The sequence below is a fragment of the Streptomyces sp. CT34 genome (assembly GCF_000805335.1).
GTDB lineage: Bacteria > Actinomycetota > Actinomycetes > Streptomycetales > Streptomycetaceae > Streptomyces.
Map to the genome: position 1 here is coordinate 4,604,476 of NZ_KN708638.1, position 17,702 is coordinate 4,622,177.

The following is a 17,702-nucleotide window of genomic DNA, read 5'->3' on the forward strand; positions in this document are numbered from 1 at the left end:
TGGGCGGGGAGCCGGCCGCCGGTCGTGGCGGCGGGCACGAGGGTGGGTACGCAGCGGCCAGCGGGTTTTTTCTGGCAAAATTGAAGAAAGGTTATAAAGGGTATTAAAGGTAATTGATCGAGGGGGAGTGGGCATGCTCATCGCGCTGGCGCAGACGGACTGTGTGCTGGGGGATGTGCCGGAGAACCTCCGGATCGCACGGGAGCAGATCGAGCAGGCGGCGGCCCAGGGGGCCGATCTCGTGGTGTTCCCCGAACTCAGTCTGCACGGCTACCACTTGGGGGCGCTCAAGCGGGACGAGTCCATCGAGGTGAGCGATCCGCGGCTGCGGGAGCTGAGCACCCTGGGGCCGGATGTGCTGGTCGGCTTCCACGAGCACACCAGCCTGCGCGCGTACAACACTTCCGCGCACTATGCGGACGGGGCGCTGGTGCATGCGCACCGGAAGCTCTATCTCCCCAACTACCTGGCCTGGGAAGAGCGTAAGCACGTCAGCCCGGGGCAGTCGCTGCGCGCGTACGAGCTGACGAAGTCGACGACCGGTGGGCGGGGCGCGACGCTGGTGTGCAATGACGCCTGGCAGCCCGTACTGCCGTGGCTGGCGGTGCAGGACGGGGCCGAGGTGCTGTTCGTGCCGACCAACAGCGCGGCGAGCCTGGATCCGGAGGCGATGGACACCGGGCTGTACTGGGACACGCTGGTGTCCTATACGGCGAAGATGCTCCAGTGCTGGGTGGTCTTCGTCAACCGGGTCGGCAACGAGCACGGTGCGACGTTCTGGGGCGGTTCGCGGGTGGTGGACCCGCGGGGCGCGGTGGTGGCGCAGGCGCCCAAGTGGGAGCCCGCGCTGGTCACCGTGGACATCGATCTCGCGGAGGCGCGCCGGCAGCGCCGGGCGGTGCCGCTGGTCGCGGAGGCGCGGCTGGGGCTGATCGACCGTGAGGTGCGGCGGTTGATCGAGGAGGGCGGCGACAGCTGAGTGCGGTGGCCGCCGGCCGGGTCAGTGGCCGGGGGCCTGCTCCGGGCGGGGTGCCTGCTCCGGGCGGGGTGCCTGTTCCGTGCGGGGGGCCTCGGCCGAGTGCTCGTCCTTGAGGGCCTTGGCCTCCGACTTGAGGATGCGCATCGAGCGGCCGAGGCCGCGTGCCATGTCGGGGAGCTTCTTGGAACCGAAGAGCAGCACGAGCACGGCGACGACCAGGATCAGGTGCCAGGGCTCCAGTGCGTTGCGGAACATGGACGCTCTCGCTTTCGTCGGGGGTGCCTGCGGAGTCTGTCCAGTATTACCCGAACGGCCCGGCTGCCGACCCCCAGGGGGCGTTCCGGGGGACGGCAACCGGCCGGCGGGCTACCAGCTGGACTTGCGCACGCCCGGAAGGTGGCCCTTGTGTGCTTGGTCACGCAGGTTGACCCGGGAGAGGCCGAAGGCGCGGAAGTAGCCGCGCGGGCGGCCGTCGACGCCGTCGCGGTTGCGGACGCGGGTGGCGCTGGCGTCCCGGGGCTGGCGGGAGAGCTCGCGCTGGGCGGCGGTGCGCTCCTCCTCGGGGGTGTGCGGGCTGCGGATGACGGCCTTGAGGACGGCCCGCCGGGCGGCGTAGCGGGCGACGGTCGCGCGGCGCTGCTCGTTCTTGGCGATCTTGCTCTTCTTGGCCATCAGACCTTCTCCCCCCGGGCGCGGATGCGGGCGACGGCCGCTTCGATGCCGATCGCGTCGATGGTCTTGACGGCCCTGGCGCTAAGCGTCAGGCGGATGTGCCGGCCCTCGCTCTCCAGCCAGTAGCGCTTGCGCTGGATGTTGGGGTCGAAGCGGCGCGGGGTGCGGCGGTGCGAGTGGGAGACGGTCTTGCCGAATCCCGGCTTGCGGCCGGTCAGCTGGCAGTGGGCGGACACGGTGCGGTCCCTTCGGTGGTGGGGCCCTCGGAGGCTTATTGAAAACGAAAACCATTTACGTATACTACGGGGCATGGCCCGCAACGAAATACGCCCGGTCGTCAAGCTCCGGTCCACCGCCGGAACCGGGTTCACGTACGTCACCCGCAAGAACCGCCGTAACAACCCCGACCGCCTGGAACTGCGCAAGTACGACCCGGTCGTCGGGCGGCACGTCACCTTCCGAGAGGAGCGCTGAGGTCCGATGCAGCCCGGAATCCACCCCGCCTACGAGCCCGTCGTCTTCCGCGACCGGGCCGGGGACTTCGCCTTCCTGACCCGGTCGACGATGACCAGTGACAAGACCGTCGAGTGGGAGGACGGGAACACCTATCCCGTCGTCGACGTCGAGATCTCCTCGGCGAGCCACCCCTTCTACACGGGCACCGCCCGGGTGCTGGACACCGCCGGCCGCGTCGAGCGGTTCGAGCGCCGCTACGGCAAGCGCGGGGCCCGCTGATGGAGCGGCTGAGCGTCGCGCTGGTGGGCGGGCTGCACTCGGATGCCCGGCGGGCCGCGGTCGAGCGGCTGCTGCGCACCGTGCCCGGCAGCGTCGCCCTCCACCACGACCTGGCCTCGGCCGCCGACGGCACCGTGGAGCGCACCGTCCGCGACGCCGGCGGCACGCTGGACACCGGTATGGCGCCGCTGGTCAACGACTGCGCCTGCTGTGCGCTGCGCGAGGACCTGGTGCCCGAGCTGGAGCGGCTGGCCGCCGGCCGGACCTGCCGGCTGGCGGTCGTGGAGCTGTGGGACTCGGTCGAGCCGAAGGCGATGGCCGAGGTGATCGCCTCGTGCGGCAGCGAGAACCTGACGCTGACCGCGGTGATCACCGCCGTCGACCCGGCGCTGCTGCTGCCGTATCTCGGCTGTGGCGACGATCTGGCGGAGGCGGGGCTGGCGGCTGCCGCCTCCGATCAGCGCACGGTCGCCGACACCTGGGCGCGGCAGCTGGAGTACGCGCCGGTGCTGGCGCTGGCCGCGGGGGAGGAGCCCGCGGACGAGGCCGATCTCGCGCTGCTGGCGCAGCTGCACCCGACGGCGCGCCAAGTGGACGTGGGATCCGTCGAGTTGGCCGCCGCGGCGGTGGCCGGCTTCGATGTGGAGGCGGCTGCCGCCCGGCAGCATCCGGCGTGCGCGCTGCTGCCCCAGGAGGCCGACGCGGCCGGGGTCGGCACGCTCGTATGGCGGCGCACCCGGCCCTTCCACCCCGAGCGGCTCTTCGCGGCCCTGGAGGACCTGACCTGTGCGGCGGCGCGCAGCCGGGGCCGGTTCTGGCTGGCCGACCGGCCGGACGCGCTGCTGGCCTGGGACGCGGCGGGCGGTGCGCTGTGTGTGGAGAGCGCCGGGCCGTGGCTGGCCGCGCTGCCGGACGCCGCCTGGGAGATGGTGCCGCCGGTGCGCCGGGCCGCCGCCGCGCTGGACTGGCACCCGGAGCATGGCGACCGGGCCCAGCACCTGGTCTTCACCTCGCCCGGTCTGGACCGCGAGGGGCTCCGGTCCCTCCTGGAGTCCTGCCTGCTCACCGACGCCGAGTACGCGGGCGGGCCGCCGGCCTGGAAGCGCCTCGCGCCCGCCTTCGACGCGCTCCTCGACCCGGTGTCGTGAGGCGCCGCTCCGGAGGTCCCCGTTCCGAAGGTCCCGTTCCGTAAGGCGCCGTTCCGGGAGCTCCCGTTCCGTAAGCCGCCGTTCCGCCCGTCGTCGAACCGGCCGTTTCCCGGTGGGGAACCCGGCCGCATCCGCCTGCACGAGAAGTCCGCCCGCACGAGAAAGCCCTGCCCATGCCCCGTCGGCCCGATCCGCGCCGTAAGCCCGCGAACCGTCCCAACCCGCTGGACGCGGCCGGGATCACGTACATCGACTACAAGGACACCGACCTGCTGCGGAAGTTCATCTCGGACCGCGGCAAGATCCGCAGCCGCCGGGTCACCCGGGTCACCGCCCAGCAGCAGCGGCAGCTGGCCCGTGCGATCAAGAACGCCCGGGAAATGGCGCTGCTGCCGTACGCCTCGCGGTGACGCGTAGGAGGTTCCCTACGTTTGACGCGTAGGGAACCTCCTACGTATCTTCGGGGACGTGAACGCCACTCCTGAACCGCCGCGTGCCGTCCTGTCCGAACCGGACCGGGACCACGTCTTCGCGGCGCTCGCCAACGGCACCCGGCGCGAGGTGCTCTGCCTGCTGCGCGACGGCGGGCCGCAGCCCGTCCAGCGGCTGGGCGAGCACTTCGCGATGAGCCGGCCGAGCCTGTCCGAGCATCTGAAGGTGCTGCGCCAGGCCGGACTGGTGAGCGAGCGGCGGGCCGGCCGGCAGCGGATCTACCGCCTGGAGGCCGAGCCACTCAGTGAGGTGCAGGACTGGCTCGGCCCCTACGAGCGGTTCTGGCGCGCGAAGCTCGCGGGCCTCGGCGAGCTGCTCGACCGTATGCCCGGCGTTCCCGATGTTCCCGACGATCCCGATGTTCCCGATGACGAGGCGCAATGACCACGCACCCGTTCGCAGTTCCGGACGACGACCCCACCACGATCCGGGTCGCGCACTTCCTGGCGCACCCTCCCGCGAAGGTCTGGCGGGCACTGACCGAACCGGAGTTGATCGCCCAGTGGCTGATGCCCGGCGACTTCCGGCTGGAGGTCGGCCACAGCTACCAGATGTGGACGCTGCCCCGGCCGAACAGCAACTTCTCCGGCACCGTCATGGCCGAGGTCGAGGCGTTCGAGGAGGAGAGGATGCTGCGGCTGCGCTGGCGGGACGCGGACGAGGGGCAGGGCAGCCGCGCCGACTGGACGATCACCTGGACCCTGGAACCCGAAGGGCGCGGTACGCGTCTCTTCCTCGTCCATGAAGGCTTCGACCCGGACGACCCGTTCCAGGTGCGGGCGCACAAGGTCATGGGCGGCGGATGGCGGTCGATGGTGACGGAGGGTCTGGGGAAGGTGCTCCAGGGGCTGTGAGCGCTCCACGGGCGGTGACGGTCCCGGCACGGGCTGTCGTGCACGTGCATCTGCGAATGCATCCGCATGTGAACGCAGCTATGATCCCGGGCAGTTGACACCGTTTATCACCGCGTTCACCACCGGGAGAGCCCTGTGCCCCACGCATACAACGGCATGGCCGCAACGGATCTCCGTGATGTGTCCTGGCAGAAGAGCCGGCACAGCAACTCCCAGGGCTCCTGCGTGGAATTCGCGAAGCTGCCCGGCGGTGACATCGCGGTCCGCAACTCCCGCTTCCCGGACGGCCCGGCGCTGGTCTACACGCCGGCCGAGGTCGAGGCGATGCTGCTCGGCGTCAAGGACGGGGAGTTCGACCACCTCGTACGCGACTGACACCTCGTACGCGATCGCCTCGTAGGCGGCCGGGCCGGTCCCGTGCGGCCGGGCGGTGCGGCGCGGACAGGGGAACGGGCGCCCGTGGCACACGGGCGCCCGTTCGTCGTGTGTGTGGGCCGCGGGCGCTGTGGCGGCAGGCCCGCGGCGGCCGGCGCTCAGGGCAGCCGGAAGAGGGCCCATACGACCTTTCCGTGCCGGTCCCCGGACAGTCGGTGCCAGCCCCAGCTGTCGCTGAACGAGTCGACCAGGTAGAGCCCGCGCCCCGACTCGGCGGCGGAGTCCGCCTCGCCGGCCTCGGGCGAGGCGTCGCTGGGGTCCCGTACGGCGCAGACGAGCCGGGAGGACCAGCGCATCAGGTGGAGCCGGGCGGGCGTCAACGGCTCTGGGTACGCGGTGTATTCCGCGTATTCCGAGCCGAATTCGACCGTCCGGTCCGGGGCGGCGAGGACCGCGTGGCGCAGCGCGTTGGTCACGAGCTCGGAGACCACTAGGGCTACCCCGTCGAAGAGGTCCTCCAGGCCCCAGCCGCAGAGCGTTTCGCGGGTGAACTTCCGTGCCCCGCGGACCGATTCGTAGCGCGGCGGGAGCGAGCAGGACGCGGATCCGGAGACGGCCAAGGGGTCGACGGGAGGAAAGCCCTGCCATAACGGCTCGAAGTCGAGCATGGTCATAACCTTGGTCCCCATGCGAGGCACTCCTGGCGTTCGCGGACGTCATGACCCTGGCCGGTCAGCCGGATCTGGCGGATCTTTCACGAGCGAGCATGCGTGCGACGCCTATGGTTCCCAATGCGTAGGGCAGATGCAAGGGCAGATGCACGTGCAGCTGACGTGATTGCGTAGGGCTGGCCGTATAAGCGCCGTATTCTTCCCGTGATTTCTTGTGGAGGGCTTGCGGTGGCCGCACATATCAGTAACCGGATGAGCACTCAACGAAGCCTGAACATGGCAGACTGCGGCCCACTGTTGGACGGGGTGGGGTCACAGGAGGGTCAGAGAGGTGTCCGCAAGTGAGTCGAGCGGGTCGGTGGTGCGGCGGATCCTGCTCGGGTCGCAGCTCCGTCGGCTGCGTGAATCGCGCGGGATAACCCGTGAAGCGGCCGGCTACTCGATCCGTGCGTCCGAGTCGAAGATCAGCCGCATGGAGTTGGGCAGAGTGAGCTTCAAGGCACGCGATGTCGCAGATCTCCTCACGCTGTACGGCGTGGGCGACGAGCAGGAGCGCGAGGCGCTGCTCGCACTGGCCCGGGAAGCCAACGTGGCGGGCTGGTGGCACAGTTACGGCGATGTGCTGCCCGGATGGTTCCAGACGTACGTGGGGCTGGAAGGGGCGGCGTCGCTGATCCGGGTCTACGAAGTCCAGTTCGTCCACGGGCTGTTGCAGACCGAGGAGTATGCGCACGCGGTCGTCTCGCGGGGCATGCCCGGTGCGCCGGCGGCCGACATCCAGCGCCGGGTGGCGCTGCGCCAGGAGCGGCAGAAGCTGCTGATATCCGAGCGGGCGCCGCAGCTGCACTGCGTGCTGGACGAGGCCGCGCTGAGACGCCCGTACGGCGGACGGGCCGTGATGCGGGGCCAGTTGAAGCATCTGATCGACATCTCCGAGCGGCCCAATGTGCGGTTGCAGGTCATGCCGTTCAACTTCGGCGGGCATGCCGGCGAGAGCGGGGCGTTCACCATGCTGCGGTTCCCGGAGTCGGATCTGTCCGACGTGATCTATCTCGAACAGCTCACCAGTGCCCTCTACTTGGACAAGGCGGAGGAGGTCGCCCAGTACGAGCGGGCGATGGCGCGGCTCCAGGAGGACAGCCCGGACCCCTCCCAGACCAGGGATCTGCTGCGTGGTCTACTCCAACTCACTTGACCCGGCAGTAGGATGACGCCGGATCAGCCCCCCGCAGAGCAGAGCCGCACAGAGTAGGGATGCCATGTCCTTCTTCGCAGACCTGGCCTACCAGTTCATCGACGGTGAATGGCGGGCCGGCAGCGGCTCGTGGGACATCATCGATTTCAACCCCTACGACCAGGCGAAGCTGGCGTCGATCACCGTCGCCGGCGTGGACCAGGTCGACGAGGCGTACCGCGCCGCCGAACGGGCGCAGCGCGACTGGGCCCGGAGGAATCCCTACGAGCGGCGAGAGGTCACCGAGCGGCTGCTGCGGCTGATCGAGGAGCGCGAAGCGGAGATCATCGAGGCGCTCGTCCTCGAACTGGGCGGCACCCGCAGCAAGGCCGCCTACGAGGTCCGGCTCGCCAAGGAGTTCGTGCGCGAGGCGATACAGCTCGCGCTGCGGCCCCAGGGCCGGATACTGCCCTCGCCGGTGGACGGCAAGGAGAACCGCGTCTACGGCCTGCCGGTCGGCGTCATCGGCGTGATCAGCCCGTTCAACTTCCCGTTCCTGATCTCCATGAAGTCGGTGGCGCCGGCGCTGGCGCTCGGCAACGCCGTGGTGATCAAGCCCAACCAGAACACCCCGATCACCGGCGGCGGGCTGATCGCCAAGCTCTTCCAGGACGCCGGGCTGCCGGACGGGCTGCTCAACGTACTCGTCACGGACATCGCGGAGATCGGTGACGCGTTGATCGAGCACCCGGTGCCGCGGGTGATCTCGTTCGCCGGGTCGGACAAGGTCGGCCGGCATGTGGCGGCGGTCAGCGCCGGGCACTTCAAGCGGGTGATTCTCGAACTCAGCGGCAACAGCGCGCTGATCGTCATGGACGACGCCGATATCGACTACGCCGTGGACGCCGCCGTCTTCAGCCGGTTCGTCTACCAGGGGCAGGTCTGCATGGCGGCCAACAGGGTGCTGGTGGACCGCGCCGTGGAGGCCGAGTTCACCGAGAAGTTCGTGGCCAGGGTGGCGGCGCTGCGGACCGGCGATCCGCGCGATCCGCGGACCCAGATAGGCCCGCTGATCAACGGGTTCCAGGCGGAGGCGCTGACCTCGCTGGTCGACCGGGCGGTCGCCGAGGGGGCCACGGCGCTGCTGCGCGGGCGTACGGACGGCAACCTCGTCGAGCCGAGCGTGCTGGCCGGGCTGCCCGCGGACTCCGGGCTGCACGGTCAGGAGATCTTCGGTCCGGTCGTCCTGCTGGTGTCGTTCGACGGGGAGGACGAGGCGGTGCGGATCGCCAACGACTCGCCCTACGGGCTCAGCGGGGCGGTGCACACCGCCAATGTGGAGCGCGGGGTGCGGATCGCCCAGCGGATAGAGACCGGGATGGTCCACGTCAACGACGGGACGGTCCACGACGAGCCGCAGGTGGCGTTCGGCGGGGAGAAGTTCTCCGGGGTGGGGCGGCTGAACGGGGAGTCCACGATCGAGGCGTTCACGACGCAGAAGTGGGTGTCCATCCAGCACGGGCGGTCCCACTTCCCCCTCTGAGGCCGCCGCGCCGACGGCATCGGGGAGCCCTGGACGGCGGGGCAGCCGCGTACCGGTGGCCGGGTGCGGGCGACCCGGGAGAGCCGGGCGCCGGTCCCGGAGCGTGGCGTCCTAGGCTGACGGCAGGGACGCGCGCGAGGGATTGAGGAGACGATGTCGGCGATCCGGCTGCTGGTGCTGGGGGCCGTGCGGCAGCACGGCCGGGCGCACGGCTATCAGGTGCGCAACGACCTGGAGTACTGGGGCGCCCACGAGTGGTCCAGCGCCAAGCCGGGGTCGATCTACCACGCGCTGAAGCAGATGGCGAAGCAGGGGCTGTTGCGCGCCCATGACATCGCGCCCAGCACCGCCGGCGGGCCCCCCCGTACCGAGTACGAGCTGACCGCGGCGGGCGAGGCCGAGTACTTCACGCTGCTGCGGGCGGCGCTGGCGCAGCGGGATCCGAAGACCGATGTGCTGAGCGCCGGTCTCGGCTTCATGGTGGACCTGCCGCGGGACGAGGCGGTGGCGCTGCTCGGGGAGCGGGTGCGGGCGCTTGCCGAGTGGCGGTCCACGGTCACCTCGTACTACACGCCCGAGGGCGGGACCGGACCGCTCGGCCACATCGGCGAGATCATGAACATGTGGGTGCACTCGGCGGACAGCGGTGCGGAGTGGACGCGGGGGCTGATCGCGCGGATCGAGGGCGGCGCCTATGTCTTCGCGGGCGAGGGGGAGCCGTTCAGGGGGGTGCTCGCGGAGGGGCAGGAGAACCCGTACGCGATCGGGGGCGAGACCGGGGGCGCCGGGGGCGACGAGGACGCGGGCGGGGTGTGTCAGAGCCTGCCCCGATCCGCTGCTGACCCGACCTAGTGGTGGAACGCGGTGGCGACGTTCTCCGGGCGGTTCAACGGGCCGGGCTGACGGCGGAGTTCGGGCAGCAGGCTCTCCAGGTCCGCGAGGAAGAGGTCGGCGAGGTCCTGGGAGAAGCCGTTGCGGCAGACGATGCGGAGGACGGAGAGGTCCTCGCGGTGCGGCGGGAAGGTGTAGGCGGGGAGCAGCCAGCCGCGCTCCTTCATCCGGCGGGACACGTCGAAGACGTCGAAGGCGGTGACACCGTCCGCGGTCGTGAAGGCGAAGACCGGCAGCTGGTCGCCCCGGGTGAGCAGCCGGAAGTCGCCCGGCGCGGCGATCCGTTCGGCCAGCGAGCGGGCCACGTCGCGGGTGGCCTGCTGTACGGCGCGGTAGCCCTCCCTGCCCAGCCGCAGGAAGGTGTAGTACTGGGCGGCGACCTGGGCGCCGGGCCGGGAGAAGTTGAGGGCGAAGGTCGGCATGTCGCCGCCCAGGTAGTTGACGCGGAAGACCAGCTCCTCGGGGAGCGCGGCCTCGTCCCGCCACAGGGCCCAGCCGACGCCGGGGTAGACCAGGCCGTACTTGTGGCCGGAGGTGTTGATGGAGGCGACCCGGGGGAGCCGGAAGTCCCAGACCAGCTCGGGGTCGAGGAACGGGGCGATCATGGCGCCGGACGCGCCGTCCACGTGGACCGGGATGTCCAGCCCGGTGCGCTCCTGGAGGGCGTCGAGCGCCGCGCAGATCTCCGCCACCGGCTCGTACGACCCGTCGAAGGTCGACCCGAGGACGGCCACCACGCCGATGGTGTTCTCGTCGCAGAGCGCGGCTGCGGAGGCCGCGTCGAGGTGGAAGCGGTCGCCCTCCATGGGGACCTGGCGGGCCTCGACCTCCCAGAAGGTGCAGAACTTCTCCCAGCAGACCTGGACGTTGGCGCCCATGACGAGGTTGGGGCGGGCGGTGGCGGGATAGCGGTCCGCGTTGCGCCGGGACCAGCGCCGTTTGAAGGCCATCCCGGCGAGCATGCAGGCCTCGCTGGAGCCGGTGGTCGAGCAGCCGACGGTGGTGGACGGGTCGGGCGCGTGCCAGAGGTCGGCGAGCATGGCCACACAGCGCCGCTCCAGTTCGGCGGTGAGCGGGTACTCGTCCTTGTCGATCATGTTCTTGTCCCGGCACTCCGACATCAGGATGCCGGCCTGCGGTTCCATCCACGTGGTGACGAAAGTGGCCAGATTGAGCCGGGAGTTGCCGTCCAGCATCAGCTCGTCGTGCACGAACTGGTAGGCGGTGTGCGGGGCCACGGGGCCCTCGGGCAGGGTGTGCCGCGGCGGAGAGGTGTCCATGCCGGCGACCGGGTCGGCCTCGCCGTAGAAGGGGTTGACCGGGCGCGCCTGGCGCGAGCGGTCGCGGTCGGAGGCGCCTTTGTGGAGAGTCATCTGAGGGGGATACCCGTCAACTCGCAGGGGAAAGACCGGCTTTGATGGCTTTGGTGAGTTTCACGACACGTTCCGCCTGGATCCGGGCGGCGGTACGGGCGTTCGCGTCGACCGGGGTGTCCGGGCCGCCGACGTGCGAGGTGCCGTAGGGGTTGCCGTCGGTGAACTTCGCCGGGTCCGTGTAGCCGGGGGCGACGAGGATGCCGCCGAAGTGGTGGACGGAGTGGTAGAGCGCGAGGAGGGTGGACTCCTGGCCGCCGTGCGCGGTGGCGGAGGCGGTGAAGCCGCTGTAGACCTTGTCGGCCAGCCTGCCCTGCTGCCAGAGGCCGCCCAGGGTGTCGATGAACTGCTTGAGCTGGGAGGTGACGTTGCCGAAGCGGGTGGGGGAGCCGAAGACCACCGCGTCCGCCCAGAGCATGTCCTCGTGGGTCGCCTCCAGGATGTCGGCGGTGGCGGTGGTGTTCGCGGCCCAGGCCGGGTTGGCGTCGATGGCGCTCTGGGGGGCGAGTTCGGCGGTCCGGCGCAGGCGCACGTCGGCGCCCGCGTGCTCGGCGGCGTCCGCGATCAGGCGGGCCAGCTCGGCGATGGTGCCGGTCGCGGAGTAGTAGATGACCGCGACGTTCACATCGTGCGTGGGCATGGGCACACCTCCTGGAACCCGACAATAGGGGCATAGGGGGTGTATGGCCTCCAGGGTTCGCCCAGTGGAAGCGCGGGGGCGTGCGAGGGGCGGGCGGGCGCCGCGCGACCGTTCGTGCGGCCGGCTACGCGACCGGCCGTGCCATCGGGGCGCGCGACCGGCCGGGCCACAGGGTGCGTGAGCGGGCCGCGGTGGTGCGGCCCGGTGCGGGCGTGGTGCGGCCCGGTGGCGTGCGGCGGTTCAGCTCGCGGTGGCCAGCGACAGCTTCGCCGCGAAACCGAGGAAGGCGGCGCCGGCGCCCGCGGACAGGCCGGCCGTCAGCCGCCTGCGGCGCCGGAAGGTGGTCGCCAGGAACGTCCCGCTGAAGATCAGCAGCGAGAGATAGCTGAGGCTGAACAGCTGCGCCCAGGCGCCGAGGGCCAGAAACGACAGCACCGGGTGGGCGTAGGACGGGTCCACGAACTGCACGAAGAAGGAGATGAAGAAGAGGATCGCCTTCGGGTTGAGCAAGCTCACCACCAGCGCCCGGCGGAAGGGCCGTTCGGCGGTCTCCTTGGCGGCCTCCTTTGTGGCCGGGGCCGCCGGGGCCGCCGGGGTCGGGGTGCCGGGTGTGGTCGCGCCGTCCCGGGTCGCCACGGCCGCCTCCTGGGTCACCGCGGCCCCGGTCGTGCCGGCGTCCCGTGCGGCCCTGCGGTCCCGACCGCCGCGCCACAGGGACCAGGCGCCGCGCAGCATCCCGACGGCCAGCCACGTGAGGTAGCCCGCGCCGGCGAACTTCACGATGCCGAAGAGCAGCGGACTGGCCTTCAGCAGCGAGGCCACCCCGCCCGCCGACAGCGTCATCAGCACCGTGTCGCCGCACAGCACGCCCGCCGCGGCGCGGTACGCCACCCGCCGGCCGCGCCGCGCGGCGACCGAGACGACGTAGAGCGAATTCGGGCCCGGCAGCAGAATGATCAGTGCCAGGCCGGCCAGATACGTGGACAGATCCGTTATTCCGAGCATGGCCGGAAGGATGCCACCGGGTGTCCGGTGCCTCACCGGCATTTCAGGATCCGGACCGCCGCAGCCGGCTGCCCGCCCGTATCCGTATCGGTATCCCCACATCCCTACGGCGTATCCGTTTCCGTATCCGTACGGCCGGCCGGGCTTGCACCTCACGTGGCGTGAGGACCCATCGTGAAGCGCGTACCGACGACCGACGAGGGAGCGGAAGTGAGCTATTCGGTAGGGCAGGTCGCCGGTTTCGCCGGGATCACGGTGCGCACCCTGCACCACTACGACGAGATCGGGCTGCTGGTGCCCAGCGAGCGCAGCCACGCGGGGCACCGCCGGTACGGCGACCACGACCTGGACCGGCTCCAGCAGATCCTGTTCTACCGCGAGCTCGGCTTTCCGCTCGACGAGGTGGCGGCCCTCCTGGACGACCCGGACGCGGACGCGCAGGAGCACCTGCGGCGCCAGCACGACCTGCTGACCGCGCGGATCGGCAAGCTCCAGGAGATGGCCGCCGCCGTCGAACACGCGATGGAGGCACGCAGAATGAACGTACGGCTCACCCCGGAGGAGAAGTTCGAGGTCTTCGGGGACTTCGACCCCGACCGGTACGCCGCGGAGGTGGCGGAGCGCTGGGGCGGCACCGACGCCTACGAGGAGTCGCAGCGGCGGACGGCCGCGTACACCAAGGACGACTGGAAGCGGCTGGGGGCGGAGTTCGACGCCATCCACCGCAAGATGGCCGACCTGCTGGCGCAGGGTGTGCCGGCGGACTCCGAGGCGGCGATGGACGTCGCGGAGGAGCACCGCCGGTTCATCGGGGGCGCCTACTACGACTGCACCTACGAGATCCACACCGGGCTCGGGGAGATGTACGTCGCGGACGAGCGGTTCACCGCCACGTACGAGGCGATCCGGCCCGGTCTGGCGGTCTACATGCGCGACGCGATGCTGGCGAACGCGGTCCGGCACCTGTGAGGTGAGTGCGGGGGCGTCTCCGCGGCCGGCGAGGCCGCACTCGGGGGCCGGGGAGCGCCGCACTCGCGGGGCCGGGGAGGGCCGCTCTCGCGGGGCCGGGAGTGCCGCTCTCGGGGGCCGGGGAGTGTCGCTCTCCGGCCCGCACGGCCGCCACGGACGGTCCGGTCAGCTCATGGGGGCCAGGACCACGGCCGTGCCGTAGGCGCACACCTCGGTTCCGACGTCGGCGGCCTCGGTGACGTCGAAGCGGAACATCAGCACCGCGTTCGCACCCCGGGAGCGGGCCTGCTCCACCAGCCGCTCCATGGCCTGGTTGCGGGTCTCGACGAGGGTCTTGGTCAGGCCGCGCAGCTCGCCGCCGATCATCGACTTCAGGCCGGCGCCGATCTGGCTGCCGAGGTGCCGCGAGCGGACGGTGAGGCCGAAGACCTCGCCGATCACCTGCGTCACGTGGAATCCGGGGACGTCGTTCGTGGTGACCACCAGGACGTCCGATGACTGCTGTCCCCCGCCGTACTCCTCGATGCCCATGATCCGCACCTCCTCGCGGCCAGCATCACCCGGGACGGCGGGGGCGGCCAGCGGCCGGGCGCGGTCGGGTGGCGGGCGCGGATCCGCGGGGGCGGGGCGCCGGAGCCCGGGGTTCCGCGGGCTCCTGGTCCTCCGGCTGGAACCACGAGGCGGCATAGTCCGTTGATAGCTTTGGGCCGCACACCGCGCCTGCACCCCCGCTTTTGCTCGTCGCACCGCGCGACCCGGCGCCCTCGACCCAGGAGCCCTCACCCCGTGAACAACCTCGCGCTCGGACCCCAGTGGCTGGACCCGGACTATCTCCTTCAGACATTCGGTCTGGTCGGCCTCCTGTTCATCGTCTTCGCCGAGTCCGGCCTGCTGATCGGCTTCTTCCTGCCGGGTGACTCGCTGCTGTTCACGACCGGGCTGCTGGTGACGACGGGGAAGCTGGACACCCCGCTGTGGGCGGTGTGCCTCCTGGTGGTGCTGGCCGCCGTCCTGGGCGACCAGGCCGGCTACCTCTTCGGGCGCAAGGTCGGCCCGTCGCTCTTCAAGCGGCCCGACTCCCGGCTCTTCAAGCAGGAGAACGTCGAGAAGGCGCATCTCTTCTTCGAGAAGCACGGCCCGAAGTCGCTGATCCTGGCCCGCTTCGTGCCGATCGTGCGGACGTTCACGCCGATCATCGCCGGGGTGAGCCGGATGAACTACCGCTCCTTCATCACCTTCAACCTCATCGGCGGTGCGATGTGGGGCGCCGGGGTGACGCTGCTGGGCGCCGCGCTGGGCAATGTCCCGTTCGTGCACAAGAACATCGAGCTGATCCTCGTGGCGATCGTGCTGGTCTCCGTGGTCCCGATCGTCATCGAGTACCTCCGGGCGCGCGGCAAGGCGGCGAAGGAGCCGGCGGGCGCGGTCGTCCGCCCGGCGGGGGGCCCGGACCGGCCCCTGGGCGCCCCGGCCGACGGCCGCCGCGGGCGGCACGCCAAGCGCTGACGCCCCGGCCCGGACACCCCGCCCGGCTCCCGCCCCCGGCGCCCGCGCGCCCGCTCCCGCGCCGCCGCGTCCGGCGCCGCCCGGTCCCGGAAAACCCGGTACCCGGGCAAGCGCCACGCCCCGGCATGCGGCATCGTGTGCATGACCGGTCGGCAGGAGGCGTACGAGGAGCGGAGAGACGTGGTGTCGGACCCACCGCGCGGGCAGCGCGGCAGTAGCGGCAACAGCACCGGCGCGGGCAAGGGCAGCGGCGGCACCGGCACGAACGGGACCTCGCAGCAGTCCGGCCACCCCGAGGAGCGCAAACCGCAGTCGGACGAGGCGCACAGCGCCTTCACGCCGCCGCTGGGTGTGCCGCTGCCGCCGCCGCCCGAAGAGGAGCACCCCACCTCGGAGTTCGCGCTGCCCGAGGGCCTGCGCCCGGAGGCGCCGGCCGAGCAGGAGGGGTCGGCGTTCGTGCCGCCCGGGAGCACCAGCGGGCAGACGCCCCTGCCGGGCACCGTGGCCGGCGGTCTGGCGTTCACCCCGCCGCACGGCATCCCGGCCCTCAGCCTCACCAAGGAGGCGCCGTGGCAGGACCGGATGCGCACGATGCTCCGGATGCCGATCCACGAGCGGCCGGTGCCCGAACGGGTGGAGCGCGCCGAGGAGACCGAGGGCCCGGCCGTTCCCCGCGTGCTCGACCTGACGCTGCGTATCGGCGAGATCCTGCTGGCCGGCGGCGAGGGCGCGGAGGACGTCGAGGCGGCGATGTTCGGCGTGGCGCACGCGTACGGCCTGGAACGGGTCGAGCCGACCGTCACGTTCACGCTGCTGTCGATCTCGTACCAGCCGTCGCTGGTCGACGACCCGGTCACCGCCAGCCGGACGGTGCGGCGGCGCGGGGTCGACTACAACCGGCTGTCCGCGGTCTTCCGGCTGGTCGACGACATCACCTCCGAGGGCATCACCCTGGAGGAGGCGTACCGCGGTCTGGCCGAGATCCGGCGGAACCGCCACCCGTACCCGAGCTGGGGGCTGACGCTGGCCTCCGGGCTGCTCTCCGGCGCGGCGAGCATGCTGGTCGGCGGCGGGGTGCTGGTGTTCGCGGCGGCGGCGGTGGGCTCGATGCTCGGCGACCGGCTGGCGTGGCTGGCCTCCGGCCGCGGGCTGCCGGAGTTCTACCAGTTCGTGTGCGCGGCGATGCCGCCGGCCGCGATAGGGCTCGTGTTCGGCCTGGCGCACTCCAATGTGCAGGCGTCCGCGGTGATCACCGGTGGGCTGTTCGCGCTGATCCCGGGGCGGGCGCTGGTCGCCGGTGTGCAGGACGGGCTGACGGGTTACTACATCACCGCCGCCGCCCGGCTGTTGGAGGTCGGCTACCTGATCGTCGGCATCGTCGTCGGCGTGCTGTCGGTGCTCTATGTCGGGCTCCAGATCGACCCCGGCCTCAAGCGGCTCAACCCCGAGCAGGCGCTGCGGCTGTACAACGAGCCGCTGGTGCAGACCGCCGCGTCCATGCTGCTGGCGCTGGCGTTCTGTGTGCTGCTCCAACAGGAGCGGCACACCGTCGCGTTCGCGACGATGAACGGCGGGGTCGCCTGGGTCGTGTACGGGGCGCTCAACATGACCGCCGGCTTCAACGCCGTACCGTCCACGGCCATCGCCGCCGGGCTCGTCGGCCTCTTCGGCCAGTTGCTCTCCCGGTACCGCTACGCCTCGGCGCTGCCGTACGTCACCGCGGCGATCGGCCCGCTGCTGCCCGGTAGTGCGACGTACTTCGGGCTGCTCAACTTCGCCCAGGGCAATCTGCTGGAGGGCATCTCGTCGCTGATCCGGGCCGCCTCGCTGGCGCTGGCGATCGCCGTCGGGGTCAACCTGGGAAGCGAGGTCGCGCGGCTGTTCCTGCGGGCGCCGGGCATCACGGAGGCGGGCGCGGGCCGCCGGGCGGCCAAGCGGACGCGCGGCTTCTAGGGCCGCGCCGCGGCGGCTCGGGAAAGGGGATACGGGCCGCCGGGCGGAGTGCCGGGCGAGCATCGGTGGCCGTTGCTGGAATTCTCCGCTCCGGTAAATCCACGAGTGATCCGGGCCGTGCTTTTCGACGTGCGGCCGACACGAGAATTCTCCGGGCCGCAAGCAATTCTTCTCCGGAGTTTTCGTGCCGCGTCAGAACGACCTTGTCAGTCGAAGTGGTGCACGCTACGTTCATGGCGTTCGGCCGCGAATTACCAGTGGAATTCGCGGCGCCCCTGAACAGCGAGAAGAAGGTGGCACAGCTATGAACTCTCCGGTACCGACGCAGATCAGCTCCTACGCGAACGACCACCTGGCGAAGGTCACTCCCGGGAAGGTCGACAACGGGCAGGCCGTGCCGGCGCTGAGCGGCGCCAAGGCCCAGATCTCCGCCATCACCCCGACGTTCACCGATGCGACGGTGCTGATCGGAATACAGCAGGCGGTCGGTCACTAACCGCCGGCCCCTGCGCTCCTCCTGGTTGCCGGCCGGGAGGAGCGCGCCGTGCTGCGGTCCGTCGAAGCGTTCCCCCGGTATATGCGCCAAGTAAAGAACAGATGAGTTAACTTACCCGGCCTCATATACCTGCCGCTGATCCGCGGGGTGATGTGCCGGCGGCTCAACTAACTCATAACTTTACGCCGGGCGGCATGTTAGCTTCGAACACCTTGACGACGAGTCC

At 71.0% G+C, this 17,702-nt stretch carries 23 protein-coding genes; 15 read left to right on the forward strand and 8 right to left on the reverse strand.

Features of this window, described 5'->3' with window-relative positions; genetic code table 11:
- Positions 1-133: 133 nt before the first annotated feature.
- Entirely contained in the window at positions 134-979 is an 846-nt protein-coding gene (locus RZ84_RS20120; RefSeq protein WP_043265459.1) for a nitrilase-related carbon-nitrogen hydrolase, read from the forward strand.
- A gap of 21 nt (positions 980-1,000) precedes the next feature.
- Here RZ84_RS20120 and tatA read toward each other — a convergent pair whose 3' ends face one another.
- From tatA to rpmB, 3 genes are all read right to left on the reverse strand, one after another.
- Entirely contained in the window at positions 1,001-1,234 is a 234-nt protein-coding gene (gene tatA / locus RZ84_RS20125) for a Sec-independent protein translocase subunit TatA (RefSeq protein WP_043265460.1), read from the reverse strand.
- 111 nt (positions 1,235-1,345) lie between these two features.
- Entirely contained in the window at positions 1,346-1,651 is a 306-nt protein-coding gene (gene rpsN, locus RZ84_RS20130) for a 30S ribosomal protein S14 (protein ID WP_043265461.1), read from the reverse strand.
- Positions 1,651-1,887 (reverse strand): 50S ribosomal protein L28, encoded by a 237-nt coding sequence (gene rpmB, locus RZ84_RS20135; RefSeq protein WP_043265462.1) that lies wholly within the window; start codon positions 1,885-1,887, stop codon positions 1,651-1,653. The genes rpsN and rpmB overlap by 1 nt, the downstream gene beginning before the upstream one ends.
- A 73-nt stretch (positions 1,888-1,960) precedes the next feature.
- Between rpmB and rpmG the strand changes: the two genes are divergently transcribed.
- The 7 genes from rpmG to RZ84_RS20170 all read left to right on the forward strand — a co-directional run bounded on the left by rpmG (position 1,961) and on the right by RZ84_RS20170 (position 5,255).
- Positions 1,961-2,125: a 50S ribosomal protein L33 gene (gene rpmG / locus RZ84_RS20140; RefSeq protein WP_043265463.1), complete on the forward strand. Its 165-nt coding sequence runs from the start codon at positions 1,961-1,963 to the stop codon at positions 2,123-2,125.
- A gap of 6 nt (positions 2,126-2,131) precedes the next feature.
- Entirely contained in the window at positions 2,132-2,386 is a 255-nt protein-coding gene (locus RZ84_RS20145) for a type B 50S ribosomal protein L31 (protein WP_043265464.1), read from the forward strand.
- Positions 2,386-3,534 (forward strand): CobW family GTP-binding protein, encoded by a 1,149-nt coding sequence (locus RZ84_RS20150; protein ID WP_043265465.1) that lies wholly within the window; start codon positions 2,386-2,388, stop codon positions 3,532-3,534. The genes RZ84_RS20145 and RZ84_RS20150 overlap by 1 nt, the downstream gene beginning before the upstream one ends.
- A 173-nt stretch (positions 3,535-3,707) precedes the next feature.
- Positions 3,708-3,944, forward strand: a complete 237-nt coding sequence (rpsR, locus tag RZ84_RS20155) for a 30S ribosomal protein S18 (protein ID WP_043265466.1) — start codon at positions 3,708-3,710, stop codon at positions 3,942-3,944.
- Positions 3,945-4,002: 58 nt separating this feature from the next.
- Entirely contained in the window at positions 4,003-4,410 is a 408-nt protein-coding gene (locus RZ84_RS20160; protein WP_241777775.1) for an ArsR/SmtB family transcription factor, read from the forward strand.
- Positions 4,407-4,880 (forward strand): SRPBCC family protein, encoded by a 474-nt coding sequence (locus tag RZ84_RS20165; RefSeq protein WP_043265467.1) that lies wholly within the window; start codon positions 4,407-4,409, stop codon positions 4,878-4,880. Before RZ84_RS20160 ends, RZ84_RS20165 begins: the two co-directional genes overlap by 4 nt.
- A 135-nt stretch (positions 4,881-5,015) precedes the next feature.
- The gene (locus RZ84_RS20170) at positions 5,016-5,255 is read left to right on the forward strand and encodes a DUF397 domain-containing protein (protein WP_043265468.1); all 240 of its coding nucleotides are present in this window, start codon (positions 5,016-5,018) and stop codon (positions 5,253-5,255) included.
- Positions 5,256-5,413: 158 nt separating this feature from the next.
- Here the strand turns inward: RZ84_RS20170 and RZ84_RS20175 are convergent, their stop codons facing one another.
- Positions 5,414-5,944 (reverse strand): ATP-binding protein, encoded by a 531-nt coding sequence (locus RZ84_RS20175; protein ID WP_043265469.1) that lies wholly within the window; start codon positions 5,942-5,944, stop codon positions 5,414-5,416.
- Positions 5,945-6,257: 313 nt separating this feature from the next.
- Here RZ84_RS20175 and RZ84_RS20180 point away from each other — a divergent pair, with 313 nt between their 5' ends.
- The 3 genes from RZ84_RS20180 (at position 6,258) to RZ84_RS20190 (ending at position 9,495) form a co-directional block, all read left to right on the forward strand.
- The gene (locus RZ84_RS20180) at positions 6,258-7,121 is read left to right on the forward strand and encodes a helix-turn-helix domain-containing protein (protein WP_043265470.1); all 864 of its coding nucleotides are present in this window, start codon (positions 6,258-6,260) and stop codon (positions 7,119-7,121) included.
- Between the two features lie 64 nt (positions 7,122-7,185).
- Positions 7,186-8,643, forward strand: a complete 1,458-nt coding sequence (locus tag RZ84_RS20185; RefSeq protein ID WP_043265471.1) for an aldehyde dehydrogenase family protein — start codon at positions 7,186-7,188, stop codon at positions 8,641-8,643.
- A gap of 153 nt (positions 8,644-8,796) precedes the next feature.
- Positions 8,797-9,495, forward strand: a complete 699-nt coding sequence (locus RZ84_RS20190) for a PadR family transcriptional regulator (protein WP_043265472.1) — start codon at positions 8,797-8,799, stop codon at positions 9,493-9,495.
- Here RZ84_RS20190 and RZ84_RS20195 read toward each other — a convergent pair.
- The 3 genes from RZ84_RS20195 to RZ84_RS20205 form a co-directional block, all read right to left on the reverse strand.
- Complete coding sequence (locus tag RZ84_RS20195; RefSeq protein ID WP_043265473.1) at positions 9,492-10,907, reverse strand: glutamate decarboxylase; 1,416 nt, start codon at positions 10,905-10,907, stop codon at positions 9,492-9,494. The genes RZ84_RS20190 and RZ84_RS20195 overlap by 4 nt on opposite strands.
- A gap of 16 nt (positions 10,908-10,923) precedes the next feature.
- On the reverse strand, positions 10,924-11,547 hold the full coding sequence (wrbA, locus tag RZ84_RS20200; protein ID WP_043265474.1) for an NAD(P)H:quinone oxidoreductase: 624 nt from the start codon (positions 11,545-11,547) through the stop codon (positions 10,924-10,926).
- Positions 11,548-11,787: 240 nt separating this feature from the next.
- The gene (locus tag RZ84_RS20205) at positions 11,788-12,552 is read right to left on the reverse strand and encodes a LysE family transporter (protein WP_043270370.1); all 765 of its coding nucleotides are present in this window, start codon (positions 12,550-12,552) and stop codon (positions 11,788-11,790) included.
- A 210-nt stretch (positions 12,553-12,762) separates the two neighbouring features.
- On the opposite strand from RZ84_RS20205, the gene RZ84_RS20210 reads away from it, so the two are divergent.
- The gene (locus RZ84_RS20210) at positions 12,763-13,521 is read left to right on the forward strand and encodes a MerR family transcriptional regulator (RefSeq protein ID WP_043265475.1); all 759 of its coding nucleotides are present in this window, start codon (positions 12,763-12,765) and stop codon (positions 13,519-13,521) included.
- A gap of 165 nt (positions 13,522-13,686) precedes the next feature.
- On the opposite strand, the gene RZ84_RS20215 is transcribed toward RZ84_RS20210, so the two are convergent.
- A complete protein-coding gene (locus RZ84_RS20215; protein WP_043265476.1) occupies positions 13,687-14,052 on the reverse strand; it encodes a YbjQ family protein in 366 nt (121 codons plus the stop codon).
- A 255-nt stretch (positions 14,053-14,307) separates the two neighbouring features.
- On the opposite strand from RZ84_RS20215, the gene RZ84_RS20220 reads away from it, so the two are divergent.
- The 3 genes from RZ84_RS20220 (at position 14,308) to RZ84_RS20230 (ending at position 17,476) form a co-directional block, all read left to right on the forward strand.
- Positions 14,308-15,027: a DedA family protein gene (locus tag RZ84_RS20220; RefSeq protein ID WP_043265477.1), complete on the forward strand. Its 720-nt coding sequence runs from the start codon at positions 14,308-14,310 to the stop codon at positions 15,025-15,027.
- Between the two features lie 141 nt (positions 15,028-15,168).
- Positions 15,169-16,980 (forward strand): threonine/serine exporter family protein, encoded by a 1,812-nt coding sequence (locus tag RZ84_RS20225; RefSeq protein ID WP_241777776.1) that lies wholly within the window; start codon positions 15,169-15,171, stop codon positions 16,978-16,980.
- Between the two features lie 304 nt (positions 16,981-17,284).
- Positions 17,285-17,476 (forward strand): hypothetical protein, encoded by a 192-nt coding sequence (locus RZ84_RS20230; protein WP_043265479.1) that lies wholly within the window; start codon positions 17,285-17,287, stop codon positions 17,474-17,476.
- Positions 17,477-17,702 lie beyond the last annotated feature (226 nt).